At 53.9% G+C, this 19,535-nt stretch carries 26 protein-coding genes and 1 pseudogene; 19 read left to right on the top strand and 8 right to left on the bottom strand.

Features of this window, described 5'->3' with window-relative positions; genetic code table 11:
* The 9 genes from EZ315_RS16430 (at position 1) to EZ315_RS15015 (ending at position 4,460) form a co-directional block, all read left to right on the top strand.
* Complete coding sequence (locus EZ315_RS16430; RefSeq protein WP_170957571.1) at positions 1-162, top strand: hypothetical protein; 162 nt, start codon at positions 1-3, stop codon at positions 160-162.
* A 43-nt stretch (positions 163-205) separates the two neighbouring features.
* Positions 206-979, top strand: a complete 774-nt coding sequence (locus EZ315_RS15050; protein ID WP_107035088.1) for an IS5 family transposase — start codon at positions 206-208, stop codon at positions 977-979.
* A 162-nt stretch (positions 980-1,141) separates the two neighbouring features.
* Positions 1,142-1,768 carry a P-loop NTPase family protein gene (locus tag EZ315_RS15045; protein WP_135472795.1) on the top strand — a complete coding sequence of 209 codons (627 nt, stop codon included), beginning with the start codon at positions 1,142-1,144 and terminating at the stop codon, positions 1,766-1,768.
* A gap of 109 nt (positions 1,769-1,877) precedes the next feature.
* On the top strand, positions 1,878-2,489 hold the full coding sequence (locus EZ315_RS15040) for a hypothetical protein (protein ID WP_135472794.1): 612 nt from the start codon (positions 1,878-1,880) through the stop codon (positions 2,487-2,489).
* Complete coding sequence (locus EZ315_RS15035; protein ID WP_135472793.1) at positions 2,479-2,700, top strand: hypothetical protein; 222 nt, start codon at positions 2,479-2,481, stop codon at positions 2,698-2,700. Before EZ315_RS15040 ends, EZ315_RS15035 begins: the two co-directional genes overlap by 11 nt.
* A gap of 11 nt (positions 2,701-2,711) precedes the next feature.
* On the top strand, positions 2,712-2,924 hold the full coding sequence (locus tag EZ315_RS15030; protein WP_135472792.1) for an Acb2/Tad1 domain-containing protein: 213 nt from the start codon (positions 2,712-2,714) through the stop codon (positions 2,922-2,924).
* A 136-nt stretch (positions 2,925-3,060) separates the two neighbouring features.
* Positions 3,061-3,405 (top strand): hypothetical protein, encoded by a 345-nt coding sequence (locus EZ315_RS16530; protein WP_175577981.1) that lies wholly within the window; start codon positions 3,061-3,063, stop codon positions 3,403-3,405.
* A 1-nt stretch (position 3,406) separates the two neighbouring features.
* Positions 3,407-4,063, top strand: coding sequence for a DUF3164 family protein (locus EZ315_RS15020; protein ID WP_135472791.1), 657 nt, complete (start codon positions 3,407-3,409; stop codon positions 4,061-4,063).
* A gap of 127 nt (positions 4,064-4,190) precedes the next feature.
* Positions 4,191-4,460, top strand: coding sequence for a transposase (locus EZ315_RS15015; RefSeq protein ID WP_135472790.1), 270 nt, complete (start codon positions 4,191-4,193; stop codon positions 4,458-4,460).
* Positions 4,461-4,528: 68 nt separating this feature from the next.
* Here the strand turns inward: EZ315_RS15015 and EZ315_RS15010 are convergent, their stop codons facing one another.
* Together EZ315_RS15010 and EZ315_RS15005 are read right to left on the bottom strand one after the other, a co-directional pair.
* On the bottom strand, positions 4,529-4,966 hold the full coding sequence (locus EZ315_RS15010; RefSeq protein WP_135472789.1) for a hypothetical protein: 438 nt from the start codon (positions 4,964-4,966) through the stop codon (positions 4,529-4,531).
* A 4-nt stretch (positions 4,967-4,970) separates the two neighbouring features.
* Entirely contained in the window at positions 4,971-5,585 is a 615-nt protein-coding gene (locus EZ315_RS15005; RefSeq protein WP_135472788.1) for a hypothetical protein, read from the bottom strand.
* 55 nt (positions 5,586-5,640) lie between these two features.
* On the opposite strand from EZ315_RS15005, the gene EZ315_RS15000 reads away from it, so the two are divergent.
* Positions 5,641-5,880 (top strand): hypothetical protein, encoded by a 240-nt coding sequence (locus tag EZ315_RS15000; RefSeq protein WP_135472787.1) that lies wholly within the window; start codon positions 5,641-5,643, stop codon positions 5,878-5,880.
* Here EZ315_RS15000 and EZ315_RS14995 read toward each other — a convergent pair.
* From EZ315_RS14995 to EZ315_RS14975, 5 genes are all read right to left on the bottom strand, one after another.
* The gene (locus EZ315_RS14995; protein ID WP_135472786.1) at positions 5,851-7,401 is read right to left on the bottom strand and encodes a toxin glutamine deamidase domain-containing protein; all 1,551 of its coding nucleotides are present in this window, start codon (positions 7,399-7,401) and stop codon (positions 5,851-5,853) included. The genes EZ315_RS15000 and EZ315_RS14995 overlap by 30 nt on opposite strands.
* Positions 7,395-8,819 (bottom strand): phage portal protein family protein, encoded by a 1,425-nt coding sequence (locus EZ315_RS14990; RefSeq protein WP_135472785.1) that lies wholly within the window; start codon positions 8,817-8,819, stop codon positions 7,395-7,397. The genes EZ315_RS14995 and EZ315_RS14990 overlap by 7 nt, the downstream gene beginning before the upstream one ends.
* Before the next feature lie 11 nt (positions 8,820-8,830).
* Positions 8,831-9,256, bottom strand: coding sequence for a phage protein Gp36 family protein (locus EZ315_RS14985; protein WP_135472784.1), 426 nt, complete (start codon positions 9,254-9,256; stop codon positions 8,831-8,833).
* A gap of 92 nt (positions 9,257-9,348) precedes the next feature.
* Entirely contained in the window at positions 9,349-10,881 is a 1,533-nt protein-coding gene (locus EZ315_RS14980) for a hypothetical protein (protein WP_135472783.1), read from the bottom strand.
* Positions 10,878-11,321, bottom strand: a complete 444-nt coding sequence (locus tag EZ315_RS14975; protein WP_135472782.1) for a helix-turn-helix domain-containing protein — start codon at positions 11,319-11,321, stop codon at positions 10,878-10,880. Before EZ315_RS14975 ends, EZ315_RS14980 begins: the two co-directional genes overlap by 4 nt.
* Before the next feature lie 190 nt (positions 11,322-11,511).
* Between EZ315_RS14975 and EZ315_RS14970 the strand changes: the two are divergent.
* The 8 genes and pseudogenes from EZ315_RS14970 to EZ315_RS14935 all read left to right on the top strand — a co-directional run bounded on the left by EZ315_RS14970 (position 11,512) and on the right by EZ315_RS14935 (position 16,048).
* A pseudogene (locus EZ315_RS14970) lies at positions 11,512-12,545 on the top strand (head maturation protease, ClpP-related).
* A 23-nt stretch (positions 12,546-12,568) separates the two neighbouring features.
* Positions 12,569-13,615, top strand: coding sequence for a hypothetical protein (locus EZ315_RS14965; RefSeq protein WP_135472781.1), 1,047 nt, complete (start codon positions 12,569-12,571; stop codon positions 13,613-13,615).
* Entirely contained in the window at positions 13,599-14,063 is a 465-nt protein-coding gene (locus EZ315_RS14960) for an N-acetylmuramoyl-L-alanine amidase (RefSeq protein ID WP_135472780.1), read from the top strand. The genes EZ315_RS14965 and EZ315_RS14960 overlap by 17 nt, the downstream gene beginning before the upstream one ends.
* 25 nt (positions 14,064-14,088) lie before the next feature.
* Positions 14,089-14,589, top strand: a complete 501-nt coding sequence (locus EZ315_RS14955; protein WP_135472779.1) for a hypothetical protein — start codon at positions 14,089-14,091, stop codon at positions 14,587-14,589.
* A complete protein-coding gene (locus EZ315_RS14950) occupies positions 14,573-14,881 on the top strand; it encodes a hypothetical protein (protein ID WP_135472778.1) in 309 nt (102 codons plus the stop codon). The genes EZ315_RS14955 and EZ315_RS14950 overlap by 17 nt, the downstream gene beginning before the upstream one ends.
* 8 nt (positions 14,882-14,889) lie before the next feature.
* Positions 14,890-15,378 carry a phage tail tube protein gene (locus tag EZ315_RS14945; protein ID WP_135472777.1) on the top strand — a complete coding sequence of 163 codons (489 nt, stop codon included), beginning with the start codon at positions 14,890-14,892 and terminating at the stop codon, positions 15,376-15,378.
* A gap of 11 nt (positions 15,379-15,389) precedes the next feature.
* Positions 15,390-15,725, top strand: coding sequence for a hypothetical protein (locus EZ315_RS14940; protein ID WP_135472776.1), 336 nt, complete (start codon positions 15,390-15,392; stop codon positions 15,723-15,725).
* Positions 15,726-15,745: 20 nt separating this feature from the next.
* A complete protein-coding gene (locus tag EZ315_RS14935; RefSeq protein ID WP_135472775.1) occupies positions 15,746-16,048 on the top strand; it encodes a hypothetical protein in 303 nt (100 codons plus the stop codon).
* Here EZ315_RS14935 and EZ315_RS16425 read toward each other — a convergent pair whose 3' ends face one another.
* A complete protein-coding gene (locus tag EZ315_RS16425) occupies positions 16,049-16,213 on the bottom strand; it encodes a hypothetical protein (RefSeq protein ID WP_170957569.1) in 165 nt (54 codons plus the stop codon).
* 39 nt (positions 16,214-16,252) lie between these two features.
* Between EZ315_RS16425 and EZ315_RS14930 the strand changes: the two genes are divergently transcribed.
* Positions 16,253-19,528 (top strand): phage tail tape measure protein, encoded by a 3,276-nt coding sequence (locus EZ315_RS14930; RefSeq protein WP_135472774.1) that lies wholly within the window; start codon positions 16,253-16,255, stop codon positions 19,526-19,528.
* Positions 19,529-19,535 lie beyond the last annotated feature (7 nt).

Genomic DNA, 19,535 nt, shown 5'->3' with positions numbered 1-19,535 from the left:
ATGGCAGGCAAGATAACAGTAGTATTTCAGAACGGTCGTCGCCGAGTGCTTAAAACCCCTGAAGAATTCTATAAAATAGATAAGAATCGTAAAGCCATGTTTGTAATGAACAATCTTAGAAACTGTTTAAAATTAGAATTGAAAAAATGTTATAGGGCATAACAAACCCTCAGCCAAAGTGTTGAAGGAGAAAATCATTGTTCATATGCATAGAATCAATCTCTATCAGACACTTTTGACCGAGGGTCAATGGTCTTATATAAACGAAGTATTCTTCGAAAATGATTGTCGCAAACGTAAAAATTCACTACGGAGCCTATTCGAAGCGGTATTATACCTACTGGTCACAGGATGTCAGTGGAGGATGCTTCCACACGATTATCCCAAGTGGCAATTGGTGTACTATTACTTCCGAAAGTGGTCCAAAGAAGGTAGAATCGAACATTTGCTCAACAAACTTGTACGAAAGGTGAGGAAGAAACGAAATCAATCAGAAAGTCCCTCTGTAGGAGCATTGGACGCACAAAGCGTTAAATGGGGCAACCGTAAGAGTGACAATGGATTTGACGCAAACAAGAAAGTCAAGGGCATCAAACGTAACATAGTGGTTGACCGCAATGGCTTTATTCTTGCCCGGACAGTATGCAGTGCATCGGTTCATGATTCCCATCAGGCTCACCCATTGTGTAATGCAGCAGACAGAGAGTGGGAACGGCTTGAAAAGGTTCTTGTTGACCGGGGTTACCGAGGGGAGATTGCTAAAGATATTGAAAAAGATTTTGCAATCAGCCTTGAGGTTTCCAATACTCCAAACGGGACTAAGGGATTCATACCGAAACCTCTCAGATGGGTGGTCGAGAGAACTTTCTCATGGCTTGATTGGTTCCGTCGCCTTTCACGCAATTATGAAGAATCAACAGAGGTCGCTGAAGAAATGATTGATTTGGCTGCCATAAAAATTTTATTGAATCAAATTTAAACAGTTTCTTAGAGTTTTTGAAGGCTATTCTGACGGAGAAGTAGATGAAGCCGGCGATTTCGGTATATTTGGAACAATACATGGCATAGCACTTCCCTTTGAAAGAATGTTGGGATGGTGTTATGAAAGCACTGGCAGTAAATCCAAAAAGAAAAAATAACTATGACCAAGCGAGCATACAGTCCGAAAGAGGTTCTTGCCAAGACCTACAAAACCTTGCCGTGGGGTGAGCGGTGGAGCCGACCTTTCGGCTTCCCGACTGTCAACGAGGCATGGTTCATCTGGGGAGACACCGGTTCCGGCAAGAGCAGCTTTGTGATGCAACTCGCAAAGGAACTCTGCAACTACGGCATGACACTCTACTGCTCCTATGAGGAAGGGGTGGGCCAATCGTTCAAGGAGCGCATCGAACGATTCAAGATGGGCGAAGTGCAAGGCCGGTTCCGGGTTGTAACGAGCGACGCCTACGATGAGCTTGTAGAGCGTCTCTCCAAGCCCAAGAGCCCGCACTTCGTAATTGTCGATAGCTTTCAAGTATCCGGATGGACTTACGAACAGGCAAAGCAGCTTATAGACCGCTTCCCGGCAAAGAGCTTCATCTTTATCTCACAGGAACATAAAGGTCAGCCGATGGGTAAACCAGCCATCAGACTCCGCTACATCGCCGGTATCAAAGTCCGGGTAGCAGGCTACAAGGCATTTTGCAAAGGACGCTTCACCGAAGATCCCGGCAGCTGCTATGTAGTGTGGGAAGAAGGTGTTTTAAGAACCTCAAACAATATCGGATAAATGAGCACGAAAAGAGGTTGCCTTTGTAATATGGAATGAAGGAGTGCTCAGGGCATCAAACGATAATATTCAGACAAATCATAGTGAAACCAATCAAACATCAACAGACATGAGATTAGTACAGAAAGGAAGTGAAGGCGGGGACTGCACCGCGCCTTATGTTGTCAAGCTCGACAGGGCATACACCGCAGGAGAGCTTATCGCGGAGATCCTGGCGACCCGTCCGGGGGAATGGGGCACCATCATAGTGTGGTGTGGATCCATGAAAGAGAGTGTGGACTACAGGGACGGCAAGACTGACGGGACCATACCGGAACTCCTGGGCTCAATGCCGGTCACTGGTGCCAGGGCGTCGGGCGGATGGTCAAGGATGGACTATGACATAGCCGTATCGGAGCCGGCTATTGACGGCGGTCTTGCCGCGGGTCACATCCTTCCGGCATTCAGGAGTGACGGGTCCGGCATCGTACGCCAGGGCGGCATAGACTGGGAGCAGCGCACATACGAGACAGCCAGCAGGATCATGGCTGCGATGGTATCCAGCACGGAGAGGAGCATGGGCTTCAGGGCGGTAGCCGAGATGGCGAAAGAAAAGGGATTCAAGACGGATGCCGGCTGTGATGTGACTGATATTGAGCTCATGGCGGCCTCGTCCATTGAGCATGCCAGGGCACTGATAGCCGTGCTGAGAAGTGAGGGCGCTGACAACGATGAGCCATGAGCGTCAGAAGACAGGTCATAGAGGTCTCGCCCGGGACCATGGTGAGCAGGGAGGCATTCGCGGTCGGACCGATGGAATGCCCCTGCTGCAAGGGGCGCGGAGGGTCAGGCAACCCCTTCAAGCCGGAGAGGGAATCCTGGGAGGAGTGCGGGCAATGCGCAGGGACCGGCGAGGTCATCGCCTTGGTGACGATAGATTGGAAACCGAATAAAGAATAAAAATATGGAAAATCTTAATGTGAAACAACTCGTCGAGCTGGAAGAAGTGGCTGCTGCTACTCAGGCCCAATTACAACAAGCTTCAAATACCATAGCCAAGGTCTATCCTAATAGGGAAGCCTCTCTGGTAAAAACAAAAATAGAAGAAGCCATGATGTGGCTGGATAAATATCAAGCCGGAGTGTGTATCGATTTGGCAAATAAAACTTGTCGATGACATGGCACAGCAGGTTACCAACTTCGGGCGGTTCTACTCCGCCTTCCGCAAGCTCATCATCCGCGGAGATCCGGAGGAGACGAGACGCGTGCTCGTGTCGCAGTACACCGGCGGCCGCACCGACTCCCTCAGGGGGATGACCCTGAAAGAATACACCGACCTCTGCACCGCCATCGAGGAGATGAACGGCACGAGGGATGAGCTCAGGCGTCGCCGGAGCACCGCCCTCAAGCTTATGCAGGAGCTCGGTGTCGACACAACTGACTGGGCACAGATAGATGACTTCTGCCGCCATCCGAGGATCGCCGGCAAACACTTCGGCAGGCTCTCCACCGATGAGCTCAAGGAGCTCGCCACCAGGCTCCGCACCATAAGGCGCAAGGGGTGGCAGCGAGCGGAGACCGGAGCCGGGGCGGATGAGACATCAAAACCAGGACTGTTATTATTAACCATGCCCGCAAAGGGCACAAAACCGAACTGACATGACAGAACAAGTTGAAATGACCGCAGAGGAGCGGAAAGATTATGAGGCCTTCAAGGCAGAACGGGAGAGGAGGCGCGCCGCCGAGCAACGCAAGGAGCAACGCAGGCAGTACGCCGACATGGTGGATGACGAGATCGCCACCACAATCCCTCAGCTCAGGTGTCTGAGCGAGCAGATCAAGCTGGTGAAGGAAACCATCTTCGGTAACTTCGAGGCCATCCTCAGGATGAAGACCGAGATCACAGGTGTGGCGCGCAATGACCAGAACAGCCACACGTTCACCAACTCCGACGGCACCCTGCGGGTCGTCCTCGGAGTGAACACCATCGACGGTTACCGTGACACGGTGGAGGACGGCATAGCCATGGTCAAGGGCTATATCGAGAGCCTTGCCAAGGATGACGCCACCAAAGCCCTCGTTAACGCTGTGCTCCGGCTGTTGAGCCGCGACGGCCAGGGGAACATCAAGGCGAGCCGTGTGCTCCAGCTGCGCAAGATGGCGGAGGACAGCGGCGACGAGCGGTTCCTTGAGGGCGTGAGGATCATCGAGGAGGCCTACCAGCCCACAGTCAGCAAGAAGTTCATCCGCGCCCAATATAAGGATGACAAGGGCGCATGGCGTTACATCCCCTTGGGGATGACTGATGTCGACTGAGATCCTGACCGGCAATGATGTGCCGGCAACTGGACTGAAGGGCCGCGAATGAAAATATTCGCGGCCCTTTGCTTGATAAATAACAGGAAAACAGCTACCTTTGCATAAGGTAGAAAAAGATTGTTTCATGGCAAGGGGGAGAGACAAGGAACTTATAAGGCTCCGTGACGAGGCGTTGTGCCGCCGTTACTATTACTGGACCGAGAGGCAGCGTCTGCGCTTCGATGACGCGCTGCGCATACTTTCGGAACGAGAGTTCTTCATATCGGAGGACCGCATAATGGCCATCATCCGACGGATGGTCAACGAGGGGAAGGACCGGGACCTGCGCCCGCTCCCCAAGGTCAGGATGCCGAGGCTGACCTCTGACCAGCTGTCGCTGTTTCCGGAGCTGTGAGAGTAGCCCAGGACACACGCATCCCCCGTGCCTACCAGGGCACGGGGGATGATATTTAATAGACAGGATCACCGTTTCTCCACGAGTCTGAATGAGAAGGTTGTCTCATATACCTTGATCAATCCGGGGATGGTGTATCCTGAACTCCTGATACGGGTCAGCGGAGTTGCATTACCCGAACATTTAAGCCCCTGCAAAGCCTCATAAACCCGCCCGGCCATTGCAAGACGGTCTCTGACCTTCACATACGATCCTGACGAGTAGTGGGTGTCATCGTAACAGTCCATAGCCAGCTTCACAGTCACTGATGAATTCCCTTTCTGATATGATGAGCCGACATCGCTCCATGCCGATTCTGTCTCCCCGATAAGGACACAGGGGTAGGTCACAGGGTAGCTGTCGTTCTCGGCTGCGGTCTCGAGCTGGCCGTAGTCCTCGTCTATGTATGACAGTTCCGGTATCAGCTCCGCGATCCTCTCCATAATTCCAATGAACACTTCTTCCATAACCTCATAAATTTAATATTTTTCTGATCTCTTCTTCTATCCTTGCCGATATATTGTCCGACAGTACCCTGCTCGGACCGATGAACTGTCTTTTAGGGATCCTGGCAGTCAGCTTTGCCTTCCTTGTCAGGGCCATCCGTTTCCAGAACATAGCGCGCGGGTTCTCGGATGGTGCTGCTGTGCGTCCACCACGTTTCCCTGCGGATGATCCTTTTCTTATACCGGCTTCCCGGTAGTACCTGTACCAGGCGTACCGTCGCATCTTAGGGGTAACCGTTGACACCCTGGTCCCGCCTTCGTTATGTATACGGGCATACGGACAATCGGTACGTACCACAGCCATGCCGGCACGCGGCATGCTCCGGATCGAGCTGAACAGCCTGTTATGTCCGGAGAGCAATGTGCCGTAATTTGATGCCGCACCATCCCCGGCTGATGACAGCCTTTTAGCCGGTTCCCATCTGTCCAGTCCGGTATCGATGAAGCCGCCCTGCCTGAACCCCTCCCGGAAATGGTCCACGGCCAGGCGTCCGGCGATCACGGGCAGACGTCGGGACACCAGCTCCCTGAACTCATTTTCCCTGCCCCTGACGAGAGAGGCGAAATCTTTTATATCCATAATTTTGATGACATTAGAAATATTGTTACATTTGCAGAAACAAATCTGTCGAGCAATGACGATCCCACAGAAAGTAATGGACGCCGCCGCCGAGCTCAGGGCCATGTATGGCGAGCATGTGGAGCATCTTGGTGAGTTCCAGGGTGCACAGGCATACTATTACCATTTCCCGGATGATGTCACAGTTGGTTTTCCCTGCGTATATCTTTTAAAAGAAGGCAAGTTGACGGAGATCGGTGGATTCTTTGCATTGGATATACTGGGCTCATTTTTCAAAGATGTCGAGGAAGTCTGAATTGAACAGCTTGTTGTCCACTCTCAATATCCCTCTTGTAGCTATCGGTTTTATAGCCCCGTTCTTGCATAATTCGTCAATGGATCTTTTGGCTCCAATCCTGTTGTCATACACCTGTGGCTCGATGTAGTTTAATGATCCATCATCGAATCTTTGCAGTATGGTCGCATGGCCTCCGCCATTTTTCCAACCAATAGTCAAGATATATACCCCAGGTTCCATGCATGTTTCCATGAAATATTCCTCATAACGTTTGGCTGACATTTGTTTATAGCCTTTGGCGTTCATCCAATCAGCTGTAAGAGCAGGTTTACAAGGGGTTCCATCTATGTTTCTCCAAGCTTCAAACGAATGTTGCCGTGAAAGATATTCCATTTTGGTGTCTGGTGTCCTGCCTTTTGCCGAGACATTGAACCCTCTTAACCTCAGGACATAGGCCGGTGCACAGGTCTGGCAGTTTATGCTGAACCGTTTATGTTCTGAAGCTTTATATTCCGGATTTAAGCTGTAGCGGTTACCTGTTTTGTCCATATAGTCACCTTTAGGGTCAAGGATATATTCCGGCACATAATTCGGGTTGGCGGACTGCTTGTCGGCATCCTCCACGGTCATAGGCTTGCCCTTGGTTGATTCGAGGGCTTTTTCGATCTCGAGATTGTTCCTGGCAATGGCTGTCTTTTCTTCCGGTGCCAAATGATCAGGCATTTCCTTTATCATTTCCTTCAGTCGTTTCAACAGCCTGTCGACAGCTTTTCGGGCTCCTGCATGGGTCTCCGTCCGATAGGGATGTTTATCAGAGAATAGCCTGGCATCCTTGCCCGGGTTGTTCTCAAGACCTTTCTGAGGACCGTCCTTGGCATCTGCGGGGCCTGTCGGGACAGATGTCGGAGGTTCATCGGTCGATGACAGCGTGCATTTGCAGTTCCACCGGTCCCCGGGGCGGTGCTCGTTCCAGAACCTGTCATCAACCGGCAGTACGGTGCCCCAGTACCGTTTATGGTCCTGCCCCGGCGTCACGGATGTCGAAGGCATCCATTTCAGGTTGGGCAGGACATCCTTCTCCCTCTCGAACTGTCTCCAGTCTGCGGCCTGCTGAGCCCTGAGCACAGCTGTGTCATATTCGGTCCTGAGCCATGTCCTGCACTGGTGATCAGCGATGGGCATAGCCTCCTTCGACCACTGTTCGAAAGGCTTCAGATTGCCGTCCGTACCCAACAAGAGCCGGGCCATGTCATTCTGTGCCCTATGCACTTTGAATGCAGAGAACACAGCATTGTTGAGCTGTAATTCCTTGAAGAACTCTGCGTCAGGGTCAGATGGTCCCATATTGCCGAATGCTCCTATCAAGGCTTTATCCATTGTGGCCCATATCTCATTAAAGAGAGTGACCTCTATTTCAGATGCCGGGTGGAAGCCTTTGGCATAAATGTTCAGCAAGGCACGATGCAGTAAACCATCGGGGAAATCAAAAGCAGACGAAATTCCGGCACTCCTGTCATAATACAGGTTATCGACTACCATCCTAAATCCGCCCCGGTGTCCCACGGGGCCCGGACGAAAAAACTCTTGAGCCAGTTCTTGAAGGTCTTTTTCTGTTTTTCGGTCGGCTCCGGCAGATCCTTGTTGTCGCCATTCTCCCCATTCTCCGGATTGTTGTCTTTGTCAGGATCATCATCCGTGTCACCGTCTTTCTGAGGAATCTGTCCGGCCTTCCGCTTTGCCACCTCGGTTTCCAGGGTGCGACGTTCCTCCTCTTCCCGCTTTATCCGTTCATATCCCGCCGGCTTGCTGACGCCGAACTCCTCATAGAGGTAATCATCATCCACAGGCAGGTTGAAGCCGTTGCGTAGCTGCGTCAGTATATTTATCTTGGATGTCGGGTCGAGATCCCTCTTCTCGGGATAGCAGAACTCGCCGCCGGCAGTGTCGATCCCCATCCGGGCGAATATCTCTGCAGCCTCGTAGTTGAGCACATCGAGGACATAGAGCCTGTCGGCACGGGCTATGGCGTCCTCCCCCTTCTTGTGCACGGTGCCGAGTGCCTGCGTGCCGTTGTCCGATGACTCGGTAGTGAGCGTGTTGCCAAGGAACAGCTTCGAGATCTCATTGTTGCAGCGTTCGCACAGACGCTCGTACACATCAGCGGAGCCGGTCTTGTTGCCGGCCTCTATGAGGTTGAGTGAAGTGTCCTTGCCGTGCACGAACGTTGCGAGGCTCCCGACATTCGCGGCATCGGATATGGCGCGCTCCCGGCTCCCGTCGTCATCGGTGTCATATGTGTATTCCTGGATAGGCATTCCGAATATCTCCGAGAACTGTGACCAGTCCCCGGTGGTGTTGCGCTTATATATCACCCATGGGGCCGCCTTGGCGAGCAGCCCGAGGTCGTCGGGACGCCCTACGAAAAGCAGGTCGGGATATTCGTCCCACGCGATGCCGGTGATGTCGGTCTGGTGGCGCAGTATGATCCTGCGCACAGGGTCGGCGTGCTTGCGTGGCACCAGGGTGTAGTCTATCCATTCGCCGTCCTTGAAGAACTGGCAGAGCGTGAATCCCCAGAACCTGGCATCTATAATGTCGCTCACGAGCCTTGAGAACCAAGGTGAGCGTATCTGCTCGTTCATCCTGTCGTCCGGCTTGCCGTCACGCCTGAACTCGATGTCGGAGCACAGCACGGCATTGCGGCGTTTCTCTATGACACATGACAGGTGCGAGTCCATGAGTATGTCGGAGTACATGTCATACAGTCTGTAACGGCTGGGGAGGTCCACATTTTCGGCGGACCTGATCGCCGCCATGTAGTCCGCTATGTCTATGCCGAACCGTCTTGGCTGTGTAAGCGTAATGACGTTCGGGCGTGACTGCCCCGGACGCGGCATGTTGCCTCCGGAGGTGATCATTCCCGGGCGGTCCCCCGGGTTCCTTTTTCGCTTGCTCATAATTGTGGTGATTACATGTGGCAGACTCGTTTGTGGTTGCTGCGGATGCGGAATGACGCGCCGGAGCTCCGCTCCTCCTCCGGCAGCATCGGCGCGCCCTCTATCGAGATGTCCTCGCGGGACACCGCCCTCATCCATTCCACCGCCCGCTCGTAGCGGTCCTTGCGGACCTGTGACAGCTTCTGCGGGTTGTGTATGCAGAATATATGGTACACGGCGATATCAAGGACCATCATCAGTATAAGCTGGTGCCGGTCGTCGCCGGCGGCGGAGAAGATGCGGTCGCAGTCATAGCGTTTCGACAGGTGGCAGCGCATCTCGGCTATCGCCCTGTCCTCGCATATCTCCACCACGGTGTCATCGTCACGCGTCAGCGCATCGAGTATCTCACGGTGTATGGACGCATCATAGTCTGAAAGCTGAACAAATTGGCTCATATATGGAATTTATATTTTAAATACTCACTGAAAAGTGTGCCACCCGAGTGGGCGACCGACCCATTTTTGAATGAGCGTTTACAATTTATATGTTATAATCTTCGTCTGTTGCGCCGGCTTATCTCCGACCTGGATCGTGTAACTGGCGTCTCCACCTTACGCATGGTCTCGTCCAGTATGCGGTTGCCGCCCTCCACGGCATCGGGACCGTCGGCCGGATAGCGCAATGCCAGGGTGAATAGCCGGAACTGGTCCTCAAGCTCCTTCATGTGCGGGTTGTCGCGTTCAGCCTCGTTCAGTATCAGGTTCCCTTCTCGGTTCATAGGCTCAAGGTTCGCCTCTATACGCGTGGCCTTGTCCGTCTTTTTGCGCTCGTCCGGCCGTATATACAGCTGTATGCCCCTCTCTTTGCGGACCTTGGCGACAAGGGGGCGGAACACCTGCTGGAAAAACGGGTCCTGAAGCTTGTTGTTCTCCATGTAGCAGTAGACCGGGGCCTTGTCCCCTACGTGCTCAAGCATCTGCACATACCAGTCTATGAACTCGGCGTTGAGTGATTTCGCGAGTCGTGACCTTATCACATACAGCCTGCCGTCGAGTTTCCCAAGCAGCATGACCGCCTTGAATGACTTGCCCCTCTTTGCCTTGCTCTCACCGGGAGAGGGGTCGCCGTATGCAACGAGGAACCTGAACTTCTTAAGCGGCGGCACCTTGCCGTAAGTGACCGTCTCGAACACCTCCCCGGCGGATATCGGGTTGTTGAAATACTCACCCTGCGCCGCCTTGGTTGAGATCTTTGCCAGCACCCGGTCGATATGTGCCTCGGAATTCTTCTCGGGCCACGTTGAATTGCCCTCCCTGTCGCGTATGTTCACAATGTCCCAGTGGTCCGCCATGGCACCGGCACGGACCACGCAGCAGTCCTTGGCGATTATGTTCCCACAGAAGACAACCAGTGTCGGCGTGGATATTGAGCGTGTCGGATAGAGGGCCTTCTCCCACCATTCCCACCGCTTCTGTATGATGTCAGGGTTCTTACAGTCCTCGTCGGTGTCGAAGTCATCCACGAGCAGCACATCCGGCCTTATCGCCTCATTTCGGGAGCCACGTGGCGACTGCCCGGCTCCGAGGGCGCGGAAGGCCACGCCCCCTTTCGTCAGGAACTCGTCTTCAGTCCATGCCCCCGGAGTCATCTGCGCACCGTAATACGCGATAATGCGTCCGTTGGCTTCGAGCATGGCACGGTATGGAGCAAGCAGTCTGGCCGCATTGTCCTTGGAGCAGGAAGTCAGGATGACGTTATGCTTTCGTCCGGTCAGCACCAGGTACAGGATGATGCACATGGTCACGGTTGACTTCGCGAGCTCACGGCTCCATGACAGCACCTCGAACCATTCGTCATTGGCGATGATGCGTCTGATGGCACGCTTATGGAACCCGGCGAACTCGCTTTTCACATATGGGGCGCAGAAGAACCTGATCCATTCAATGGGGTGCCCCTCAAGGTATATGCGATGCTTCTCCCGCTCGGCATGTGTCATGGTCCTGTCAACCGGAGTCGAGCGCGCTATGTCCTCCTTGAACTTTTCCCAGTCCTGAAGAGCGATCCTGTCAGCATGTTTCATAATTTGTCTTTTATGTAGGCGTCTGCAATACGTGTTATCTCCTTCGCCTTTTCGATGTCATGGGGGCGCAGCCATTCGATAAGGCCGGTCAGCACACTGATAATGTCGGCTATGCCTGTTTCCTGTTCCATCTTTGAGATGGCCGCCGCGAGTTTGCCGAGGATGTCGGCCTCCTTTGAAGTTGCGAACCGATCACCCTCGGGTCGTCCGGCGATAGCCCGGTTTATCTCCGCCACCTGACGGTACAGGTTGCCGACCTGCTCCTGCCTGGTCAGGGTGATACCCACTTTCTGCTCCTCCCATTTACCGGCCCGCATCCAGTTCGACACGGTCACGCGGGAGCACCCTACCCGGTCGGCTATCTCCTGCTGGGTGAGGTTCTCACGGAGGTATAGGGTTTTTGCCCATTCCTTCTTCTGGGCGTTAGTCAAATCTGCCATGATCCTGATATTTATGATGCAAAATTGCTATAAAAAAGGGAGTTGGCGAAAGGGAGTCCGCATGATGCAGCCTTAAGGCGGCATCATGGAGCCGTAGCGCGTCATGATAAAACCACGGTTTTCACAGTCCGTTGTTTTGTGTCAATTTTGCATCGTGAACCGCGGGCATACCGCATCAAATCCGGTGATAATGAACAGATATTTGAATATACATACAGCCTCTGACGGCAGCGTGACAATTTTCCTTTATGGGGAGATCGGTGATTACGGTGATGTCAAAAGCGGCAATGTCGCGGCGGAGCTGAAAGCAGCCGAGAAATCCGGTGCCAGGATCGATGTGCGCATCAACTCCATCGGCGGCGACGTCTACAGCGGCATAGCCATATTCAATGCCCTTAAAGGGAGCATGGCTGACATACATGTGTACATTGACGGCGTGGCGGCGAGCATGGCGGCGGTCATAGCACTTTGCGGCAAGCCTGTCACCATGAGCAAGTATGCCCGATTGATGCTCCACAGCGTCAGCGGCGGATGCTACGGCAATAAGACGGAGCTGCGCCGGTGCATAGAGGAGATACAGTCCCTTGAGGACAGCCTTGCCGATATGCTGGCCGCGAAATTGAAAACAGGCAAGGAACATGTCAAGTCCACCTATTTTGACGACAACGACCATTGGCTGACCGCCGGGGAGGCCCTCGCACTCGGGCTTGTGGACGGTATCTATGATGCCGCTCCGGTACCGGACGACAGTACCCCGGAGCAGATATACAGCATATTCAATAACCGGCTTGAAAAGCCATCAAACGACGATCAGATGAATTTAGAAGAACTCAAAAAGCGTCCGCGCTTCAAGGATTGCGCGGATGACGCCGCGGTCCTCAGGGAGATCGACTCCCTTGAGAAGGCGGCATCAAAGGTGCCCGGACTGGAGAGCGAGAACAGTGATCTCAAGGCGAAGGTCAAGGGCTTCGAGGACAAGGCGGCTGAGGCGGAGGAAACGGAGCGCGCCTCACTTCTTGACGCGGCCGAGCAGGACGGCCGTATCAACGCCCGGACGCGCCCCACATTCGAGAACATACTGAAGCGTGATATGGAGGAAGGCAAGGCTGCTCTTGCGGCCCTCACCCCAAACGCAAGGTCATGGAGGACATACACCGTCCTACCGACAGCGAGGGTCCATGGGCGCGCCGCATGAAAGAGATAAAAGACAGTCTCAATAAGTAAATCACCTATAAAACAGAAACACTATGGCAATAGTAGTAAGAGGAACCAGTTACAGCGGCGAGGTGCTGGAAAACATCCTCACCGTCGCCACCACCGGCAATGAGCTTGTCTCCAAGGGACTGATCATGGTAATCCTGGGGGTGGAAAAGGCAATCAGCGTACCTCGTCTCAAATCCGGCAAGATGCTCCAGAAGCGTAAGGAGGATCCGCAGAAAGCGGATGCCAAGGGAGATTTCGAGTACTCTGAAAAGAAGCTCACCCCCAGGGATTTCATGGCCTTTACTGTGTTCAATCCGAGGACATTTGAAAATATCTGGCGTCCCTTCCAGCCTAAAGGGAACCTCGTTTTTTCCGAGCTTCCTCCTGAAGTGCAGAACAAGCTGCTTGATGTAATGTCAAAGCAGCTCCGGTTCGAACTTGGCTGGCACTATATAAACGGCACCTATGCCGAGGAGGGGGATGACAACCTCATGGACGGCATTATCACCCAAGCAGCCAAGGATAAGGACTGCATCATCGTCGAGTGCGAGTCAAAGAGCATGATAGACCGTCTCTATGCCGTGCTGGGCTCTATGCCCGAGGCTATACTGGAGCATCCCAATCTCCGCATCCTGATGTCGAAGAAGGATTTTCAGAAATACGATAAGGAGCTCACAGAGCGTGAACACAAGAACTCCGACGAGACGAAAATAAACGGAAAGTCGTTCAAGGGTGTAAAGATAGAGACTGTCGCCTCTTGGCCTTCCGATGTGCTCATGGCCACACTTTGCTCACCCGATGTGGACGGCAACCTTTTTGCCGCTGTGAACCTTCAGGATGACGAGAGTGTGATCCAGATTGACAAATTGTCAAATGCGAGCGAGCTCTACTTCTTCAAGTTATTGATGAAGGCCGACACCAATATCGGTTTCGGCGAGGAGATTGTGGTGCTTGACGGCCGCGAGGACCCGGCATTCAAAAATCCGGCCGGCGTGCCGGAGGGCACTTCGGAAAAAGTAGTGCCGGTACCGGAGGATGTGACGGACTTGTCGGATGATGAATTTCCGGAGGGCGATGGCGAGCAGGCTTAGATATCTCGTGCTCCATTGTACAGCGACACCCGAGGGTCGCGAGGTGACAGGCGATGACATACGTCGCATGCACCTGAGCCCGGTGTCGCAGGGCGGCAGAGGATGGAAACAGGTAGGCTATACTGACATCATCCACCTTGACGGCACGGTTGAGCGTCTGGTCGACAACAACGAGGACGCGAACGTGGACCCATGGGAGATCACCAATGGGGCCAAGGGCTATAATTCGGTAAGCCGTCATATAACCTATGCCGGCGGATGTGACAGATCCATGAATCCCAAGGACACCCGAACCCCTGCACAGCTCAAGGCTATGGAGGCTTATGTGAAGGACTTCCACCGCCGGTTCTCAGGCGTTAGGATCATAGGCCACAACGAGGTGGCCGCCAAAGCATGCCCGAGCTTCAACGTGCAGGAATGGCTCAGATCGATAGGCATAAACCAGTAGTCAACCAAATTAACGAATCATAGCGATGAGCTTCAGTGAAATCCTCAACATACTTCTCGGTGGCGGACTTGTCGCCCTCGTGGTGGCTGTGGCAACTATGAAAGCTACCGTGCGCAAGGCAAACGCCGAAGCTGAGGCCGTGCGTATCACCAATACCGAGAACGCGACACGGATTCTGGTGGAGAACATCGTGAAACCCCTAAAAGAAGAACTCAATGCAACCAGAGAGAAATTATCGGCTACCGAGGGACTCATGGCTGGGATCCAAAAAGAACTGGCCTCTACCAAGAGGGCACTCTCCCGCCTGTCCCGGGCTGTCGAGTCTGCTAATAATTGCCCTCATGCTGACGATTGCGTTGTCATGCGCAAGCTGCGCAGCAACAAAAGAGACGCAGACACAACAGACACAGACCTCTTCGATCTCCGGGAAGAGCGACACGACCTCGGTCGAGATAAAGTGTACCACAGCCGAGACGATCCCGGAGAGCCGGGTGAACCTGGCAGTATCAGTGGACAGCCTCCTTAAGCTACCAGAGGGAGCGGTCTACCGTGAGAGCAAAGACCGTGCGCACATTGAGGCGAAGCAGAAAGAGGGTGTGATCTATATCACCGGCACCTGCGACAGCCTCCAGCGGGAAGTGGAGCGTTACGAGGCTCTCTACCACACGGCACGTGACGCCCTCGAGTCCTATGCCTCGCATTCCGAAGAGGAGATGCTCAAACGATCCCCGTCACTATGTAGATACCTTGCGGTATTCATATCAGGTGTCCTGAGCGGGGCATTGATGATGATTGTAATAATTTATAAACCCAAATAGAGATAGAAATGGATAATACCAACGAAACCAATCACAGTGTGCTTGACGGCACGGACCTCATACTGTCAGTGGGCACAAAGGCCCTTGGGTTCTCAACCGGATGCAAGGTGAGCACCTCGGTGGAGACAGGCGAGAGGGTCACAAAAGAGGCCTCAAGCGGGAAATGGAAAGAGAAATATGTGAAGAGCTTCTCGGAGGAGATCTCCGCGGAAGGCATGGTGCTCACCGACGGGGATACCGACACCCCAACATACGATGAGCTCAAGGACATGCAGCTCAAGGGGGAACCGATAGAGGCGGCGTATGCCATCAGGGATGGTGACAAGCGCACAGGAAAGACCGATGGCGGCTACAAGGGCCGGTATATCATAACCTCGCTTGAACTTGACGGACAGGCAGGCGATGACTCGAAATACAGTGTCAAACTTGAGAACAGCGGGCCGGTGAGAAAGGTCGGGACCGGTCTGAACACCACGACAGAAACCGCAGGACAGTGAGAGCCATGAAAATGAAGAAGTGCACAAAGACGGCAGGGCAGCCTGCCACAATCAAAATAGGTGAAAGATCCCTTCCCTGCCGTGTGACCATGGGGGCCATGGTGCGTTACAAGAGACAGACCGGACGTGACATAAGCTCACTGGACACCTCCGACATAGAGGGGATGGTGCTGTTTCTGTGGTGCTGCGTGGTCTCGGCATGCCGCGCTGACGGGGTGGAATTCACTATGGATTTCGAGGAGTTCGGCGACCGTCTCGAGCCGGCGGACCTCACCGGCTTCTATGAGGGGATGCATAATGCCGTCCCAACAGAAGAAAAAAAAACGGTGGGGACACCTGCGATATAGGACAGCTACTCTCAATAGCCATGGGGTGCATCGGAATGAGCCGTAACGACTTTGAGGAGTGCACCCCGTCTGAATTCTCCGGTATATATGAGGCTTGGAGCCATAGGGAGGAGCGACTTGAGAGAGGCAGATGGGAGCGTACACGCATGGAGTGCCTGTGCCTGCTGCAGCCGTATTCCAAAAGGACACTGAAGCCTAAGGATGTCATGAATTTTCCATGGGACAATCCTAAGGATGATTCTGCAGCCGGGTCCGGGACTGATGAGACCCGTGAAGAGATCATGACCCGCTATAGGGAGGCAAAGCGCGCCTATGGACTGTGATCAACGCATTGATGATATTGACTTCATAGCCAACAGGAGAACTATAACCCAAATGACTACCAATATCATACCGCAATAGAAATGGAAGTCTACGGACTTTGAGAAACATGGTGCTATGAAACAGAAGGCCGCCACTGCTATCACGGCATTACGAAGCTTTTTCATTCAGAAATAATTTATCCGCCACAAATATAACCAAAGTTCATGGCAAAAGCTATAGAATTCGAGATAAAAATCAAAGGTGACTCGGGGGTTTTCAAGACCCTTTCCATTGAGGCCACCAATGCTGACGAGGCCATAGGCCGGATCGTGGAGAGCGCGACCCATGCCGGAGAGAGCATACGCCGTATGGCTGAACAATCTCTTGTTTTTGATACAGCCATACGCGCCATACAGGATCTGAATGGCCTGGTGAACGGTCTCGTGGCACCATTCAATAGCTTTGAAACGGCCATGCGCAAGGCCAACACTATGGCTCTTGAGTCAAAGGAGGGATATAAGCATCTTTCGGATCAGATAGTGGAGCTAAGCAGGAATGTGCCGCTACTGAGGGAGGAGATTGCAGAGGGGCTCTACCAGGTCATATCCAACGGGGTGCCCAAGGACAACTGGATATCTTTCCTCGAGGACTCGTCCAGGGCTGCTGTCGGTGGTGTCGCTGACCTCGGTCAGACCGTCACGGTCACATCCACACTCATAAAGAACTACGGTCTTGAATGGTCGGCAGCCGGAGCCATACAGGACAGGATACAGACCACGGCAAAGAACGGTGTCACCTCGTTCGAGCAGCTCGGGCAGGCCCTCCCTCGTGTGAGCGGGAGCGCGTCCCAGCTCGGTGTCTCGATGGATGAGCTCATGGCGGTCTTTGCCACTGCCACCGGTGTCACAGGCAACACCTCGGAGGTAAGCACACAGCTCGCAGCTGTCCTGAACTCACTGATAAAGCCATCGTCGGAGGCTTCCAGGGCAGCTTCCGCCATGGGGATACAGTTCGATGCCGCCAGCGTAAAGGCATGCGGCGGGTTCCGTAATTTCCTTGCGGAGCTCGATTCAAGCGTGGGGGCGTACTCCCAAAGCTCGGGGCAATTGAGCGAGACCATTTACGGGCAGCTGTTCGGCAGCGCGGAGGCACTGCGCCTGCTCGGGTCGTTGACAGGTGAGCAGAAGGACCGGTTCTCCGAGAACATCGGAGCCATGAGCGAGAGTGCCGGTGCGATAGAGCAGGCATTCGGACAGATGGCCTCCACAGGCGATTCGCTGTCGGTGATCCTGTCGAACCAGACCAATGCATGCCTTGACTGGATAGGCGCGCTGATCTCCTCCAAGGCTCCTATGATTGAGCTTCTTGCCAATCTCGGCACCTCATTGCTGAGCATGAACCAGGTGTGGAACATGCTCAAGAGCCTGCGTGCATCGGTCCTTATGCATACGGCAGCCATAAACGCCACTGCGGTTGCCCAAAAAGCTGCAGCCATTGCAGCCGGCATCTGGTCGGGGGCCCAGGCCGCGCTAAATGCCGTGCTGTCGCTTAACCCGGTCGGACTTGTGGTCATTGCCATAGGAGCACTGGTGGCTGCGGTGATGTACGCATACAACAACTGTGAGGGTTTCAGGCAGATATGTGACGAGCTGTGGTCCTCAGTCAAGGAGCTCTCGACAGCGGTATGGGCCTTTCTTGTAAAAGCGTTCGAACGGGCTTCAAAGGTCATCCGAACGGCATGGGAATGGGTGAGGGATTTCTTCGGGATCACCGACAGCAGCTCCGCTGACAAGGCTGCATCATCCATTGACAGGCAATCGGATGCCACAGGGTCTCTTGCGACGGCAAACGAGCGTCTCGCGGCATCAGGCTTGAAAGTCAGGGAAAGCGTGTCATGGCAGAAGATGAGCTACGAGCAGCTCGGGGCAGCTATCGAGGCTCAGAAAGCAAAAGTGGCGCAGCTCGCCGGCACCAATGCCGGTAATGCCGACGCTGAAGGGAAGAAACTCAGGCAGATGGAAGCCCGCTACAAGGCTCTCGGCAGCCGGTTCGGGCTGTCTGACAAATCCGGGGCGAACGAGTTCGACGGCAAACGACTGATCTCAAATGCGTCATCCTACAAGGAACTCGGCAACAACATCGCCTACTATCAGGCAGCCCTTGACAAGACAGCCTCTTCCGAGACCGGGGAGATAGCCAGGCTGTCGGCAGTGATAGCCGAGCTCCAAAGAAAGCAGGAATCCATAAGGCTTCTACAGGAGGCATATAGCCAACCTGAGGAGTTGAACACACTTTCAGACATCGAGAGGGCATTGCAGTATCAGCGGTCATTGCGGTCTGCAGCCACAGCCGAGCAGCTGGGAGGCATCGATTCCGAGATAGCGAGGCTCGAGGACCTCAGACTTGCGATGGAGGAGAATGCCCATATCCCTGTCGCAACTGATCAGATCAGATCATACCGGCAGCTTGAGGAGGAGATCTCGTTCTATGAGGGCAAGCTGAAGAGCTGCAATGTTGAGACCCGGGCACAGGTGCAGGCACAGCTCAATGAACTCAGGAAACTCAAGCAGGGATGGGATGACTCTCTGAACGATCTTGACGCCCCTGCCGACATATCCAGGCTGAACACCATCAGGGAACTCTCGGATGCCGAGTCCTATTACCGGGAACGCATGAAGCGGGCATCCGATGATGAGATCATTGAACTGGCCCGCCAGTGCGATGCCATCGAGCGCAAACGCAAGGCCAAGGAAGCGATCTCCGGTATCCCGGAAGTGGACAGGCTTGACGGCCTGTCAGAAGGACAGCTGAGGGTAGAGCTCAAGGCGATAGGGATCGACGGCATCAAGGAGAAGATCAGGGAGCTGCAGGCACTGCTCGATGACACAGAGAACCCGTTGAGCACCGGGACCGGGGCTGCCGCGAAAAATGCCTTGGAATCATGGAAAGATTACCTCCGCCAGGCTGAGGCCATGAGGGATGCAAGCAAGCAGGCTGAGATCTATGGGCAGACAATGGCACGCATAGGACGCACCATGGGGGCTCTGAAAGGTGTCGTCGGCGACAGTGCCGCAAGCTGGCTGGACTATGGCGCGAACCTCATGAACACCGTGGCTACCGCTGTCCCTGAGCTTATGAAGCTCTTTGCCGTAAATCAGGCATACTCATTCAGCGAGGCCATCAAGGGTGCTGCAGGCATCCCATTCCCGGCAAGCATAGCGGCGATCGCTGCGAACGTGGCTGCAGTGACAGTAGCGTTCGCCCAGATCCCCAAGTTCGCAAACGGAGGCATAGCCTACGGCCCTACCCTCGGTCTTTTCGGTGAATATGCCGGTGCATCCACCAACCCTGAGGTTGTGGCACCCCTGAACACCCTGAAAAAGCTGATCGGTCCTGAGGAATCCGGGGGCAGTGTCAGCCAGCGTGTGGAATGGGTCATAGACGGGTTCAAGCTGAGAGCAATGATTAACAAGATAGACCGGTTGTCGTCACGCAGATAAAACTGAG

The organism is Duncaniella freteri (assembly GCF_004766125.1).
In the GTDB taxonomy this organism is placed as follows: domain Bacteria; phylum Bacteroidota; class Bacteroidia; order Bacteroidales; family Muribaculaceae; genus Duncaniella; species Duncaniella freteri.
Note: the sequence above shows the minus strand (reverse complement) of the source record. Positions and strands in the feature narration are given on the sequence as shown.

Bases quoted from the DNA above. Each gene is read 5' to 3' on its own strand.
- EZ315_RS14960 (WP_135472780.1), top strand. From the start codon at position 13,599: ATGGCGAGCAGGCTTAGATATCTCGTGCTCCATTGTACAGCGACACCC.
- EZ315_RS14940 (WP_135472776.1), top strand. From the start codon at position 15,390: ATGAAGAAGTGCACAAAGACGGCAGGGCAGCCTGCCACAATCAAAATA.
- EZ315_RS15015 (WP_135472790.1), top strand. From the start codon at position 4,191: ATGGCAAGGGGGAGAGACAAGGAACTTATAAGGCTCCGTGACGAGGCG.
- EZ315_RS16425 (WP_170957569.1), bottom strand. From the start codon at position 16,213: ATGAAAAAGCTTCGTAATGCCGTGATAGCAGTGGCGGCCTTCTGTTTC.
- EZ315_RS15020 (WP_135472791.1), top strand. From the start codon at position 3,407: ATGACAGAACAAGTTGAAATGACCGCAGAGGAGCGGAAAGATTATGAG.
- EZ315_RS14975 (WP_135472782.1), bottom strand. From the start codon at position 11,321: ATGGCAGATTTGACTAACGCCCAGAAGAAGGAATGGGCAAAAACCCTA.
- EZ315_RS15005 (WP_135472788.1), bottom strand. From the start codon at position 5,585: ATGGATATAAAAGATTTCGCCTCTCTCGTCAGGGGCAGGGAAAATGAG.
- EZ315_RS14955 (WP_135472779.1), top strand. From the start codon at position 14,089: ATGAGCTTCAGTGAAATCCTCAACATACTTCTCGGTGGCGGACTTGTC.
- EZ315_RS15000 (WP_135472787.1), top strand. From the start codon at position 5,641: ATGACGATCCCACAGAAAGTAATGGACGCCGCCGCCGAGCTCAGGGCC.
- EZ315_RS14930 (WP_135472774.1), top strand. From the start codon at position 16,253: ATGGCAAAAGCTATAGAATTCGAGATAAAAATCAAAGGTGACTCGGGG.
- EZ315_RS16530 (WP_175577981.1), top strand. From the start codon at position 3,061: ATGACCCTGAAAGAATACACCGACCTCTGCACCGCCATCGAGGAGATG.
- EZ315_RS14945 (WP_135472777.1), top strand. From the start codon at position 14,890: ATGGATAATACCAACGAAACCAATCACAGTGTGCTTGACGGCACGGAC.
- EZ315_RS14935 (WP_135472775.1), top strand. From the start codon at position 15,746: ATGGGGTGCATCGGAATGAGCCGTAACGACTTTGAGGAGTGCACCCCG.
- EZ315_RS15030 (WP_135472792.1), top strand. From the start codon at position 2,712: ATGGAAAATCTTAATGTGAAACAACTCGTCGAGCTGGAAGAAGTGGCT.
- EZ315_RS14965 (WP_135472781.1), top strand. From the start codon at position 12,569: ATGGCAATAGTAGTAAGAGGAACCAGTTACAGCGGCGAGGTGCTGGAA.
- EZ315_RS16430 (WP_170957571.1), top strand. From the start codon at position 1: ATGGCAGGCAAGATAACAGTAGTATTTCAGAACGGTCGTCGCCGAGTG.
- EZ315_RS15040 (WP_135472794.1), top strand. From the start codon at position 1,878: ATGAGATTAGTACAGAAAGGAAGTGAAGGCGGGGACTGCACCGCGCCT.
- EZ315_RS14995 (WP_135472786.1), bottom strand. From the start codon at position 7,401: ATGGTAGTCGATAACCTGTATTATGACAGGAGTGCCGGAATTTCGTCT.
- EZ315_RS15050 (WP_107035088.1), top strand. From the start codon at position 206: ATGCATAGAATCAATCTCTATCAGACACTTTTGACCGAGGGTCAATGG.
- EZ315_RS14985 (WP_135472784.1), bottom strand. From the start codon at position 9,256: ATGAGCCAATTTGTTCAGCTTTCAGACTATGATGCGTCCATACACCGT.
- EZ315_RS15010 (WP_135472789.1), bottom strand. From the start codon at position 4,966: ATGGAAGAAGTGTTCATTGGAATTATGGAGAGGATCGCGGAGCTGATA.
- EZ315_RS14980 (WP_135472783.1), bottom strand. From the start codon at position 10,881: ATGAAACATGCTGACAGGATCGCTCTTCAGGACTGGGAAAAGTTCAAG.
- EZ315_RS15045 (WP_135472795.1), top strand. From the start codon at position 1,142: ATGACCAAGCGAGCATACAGTCCGAAAGAGGTTCTTGCCAAGACCTAC.
- EZ315_RS15035 (WP_135472793.1), top strand. From the start codon at position 2,479: ATGAGCCATGAGCGTCAGAAGACAGGTCATAGAGGTCTCGCCCGGGAC.
- EZ315_RS14990 (WP_135472785.1), bottom strand. From the start codon at position 8,819: ATGAGCAAGCGAAAAAGGAACCCGGGGGACCGCCCGGGAATGATCACC.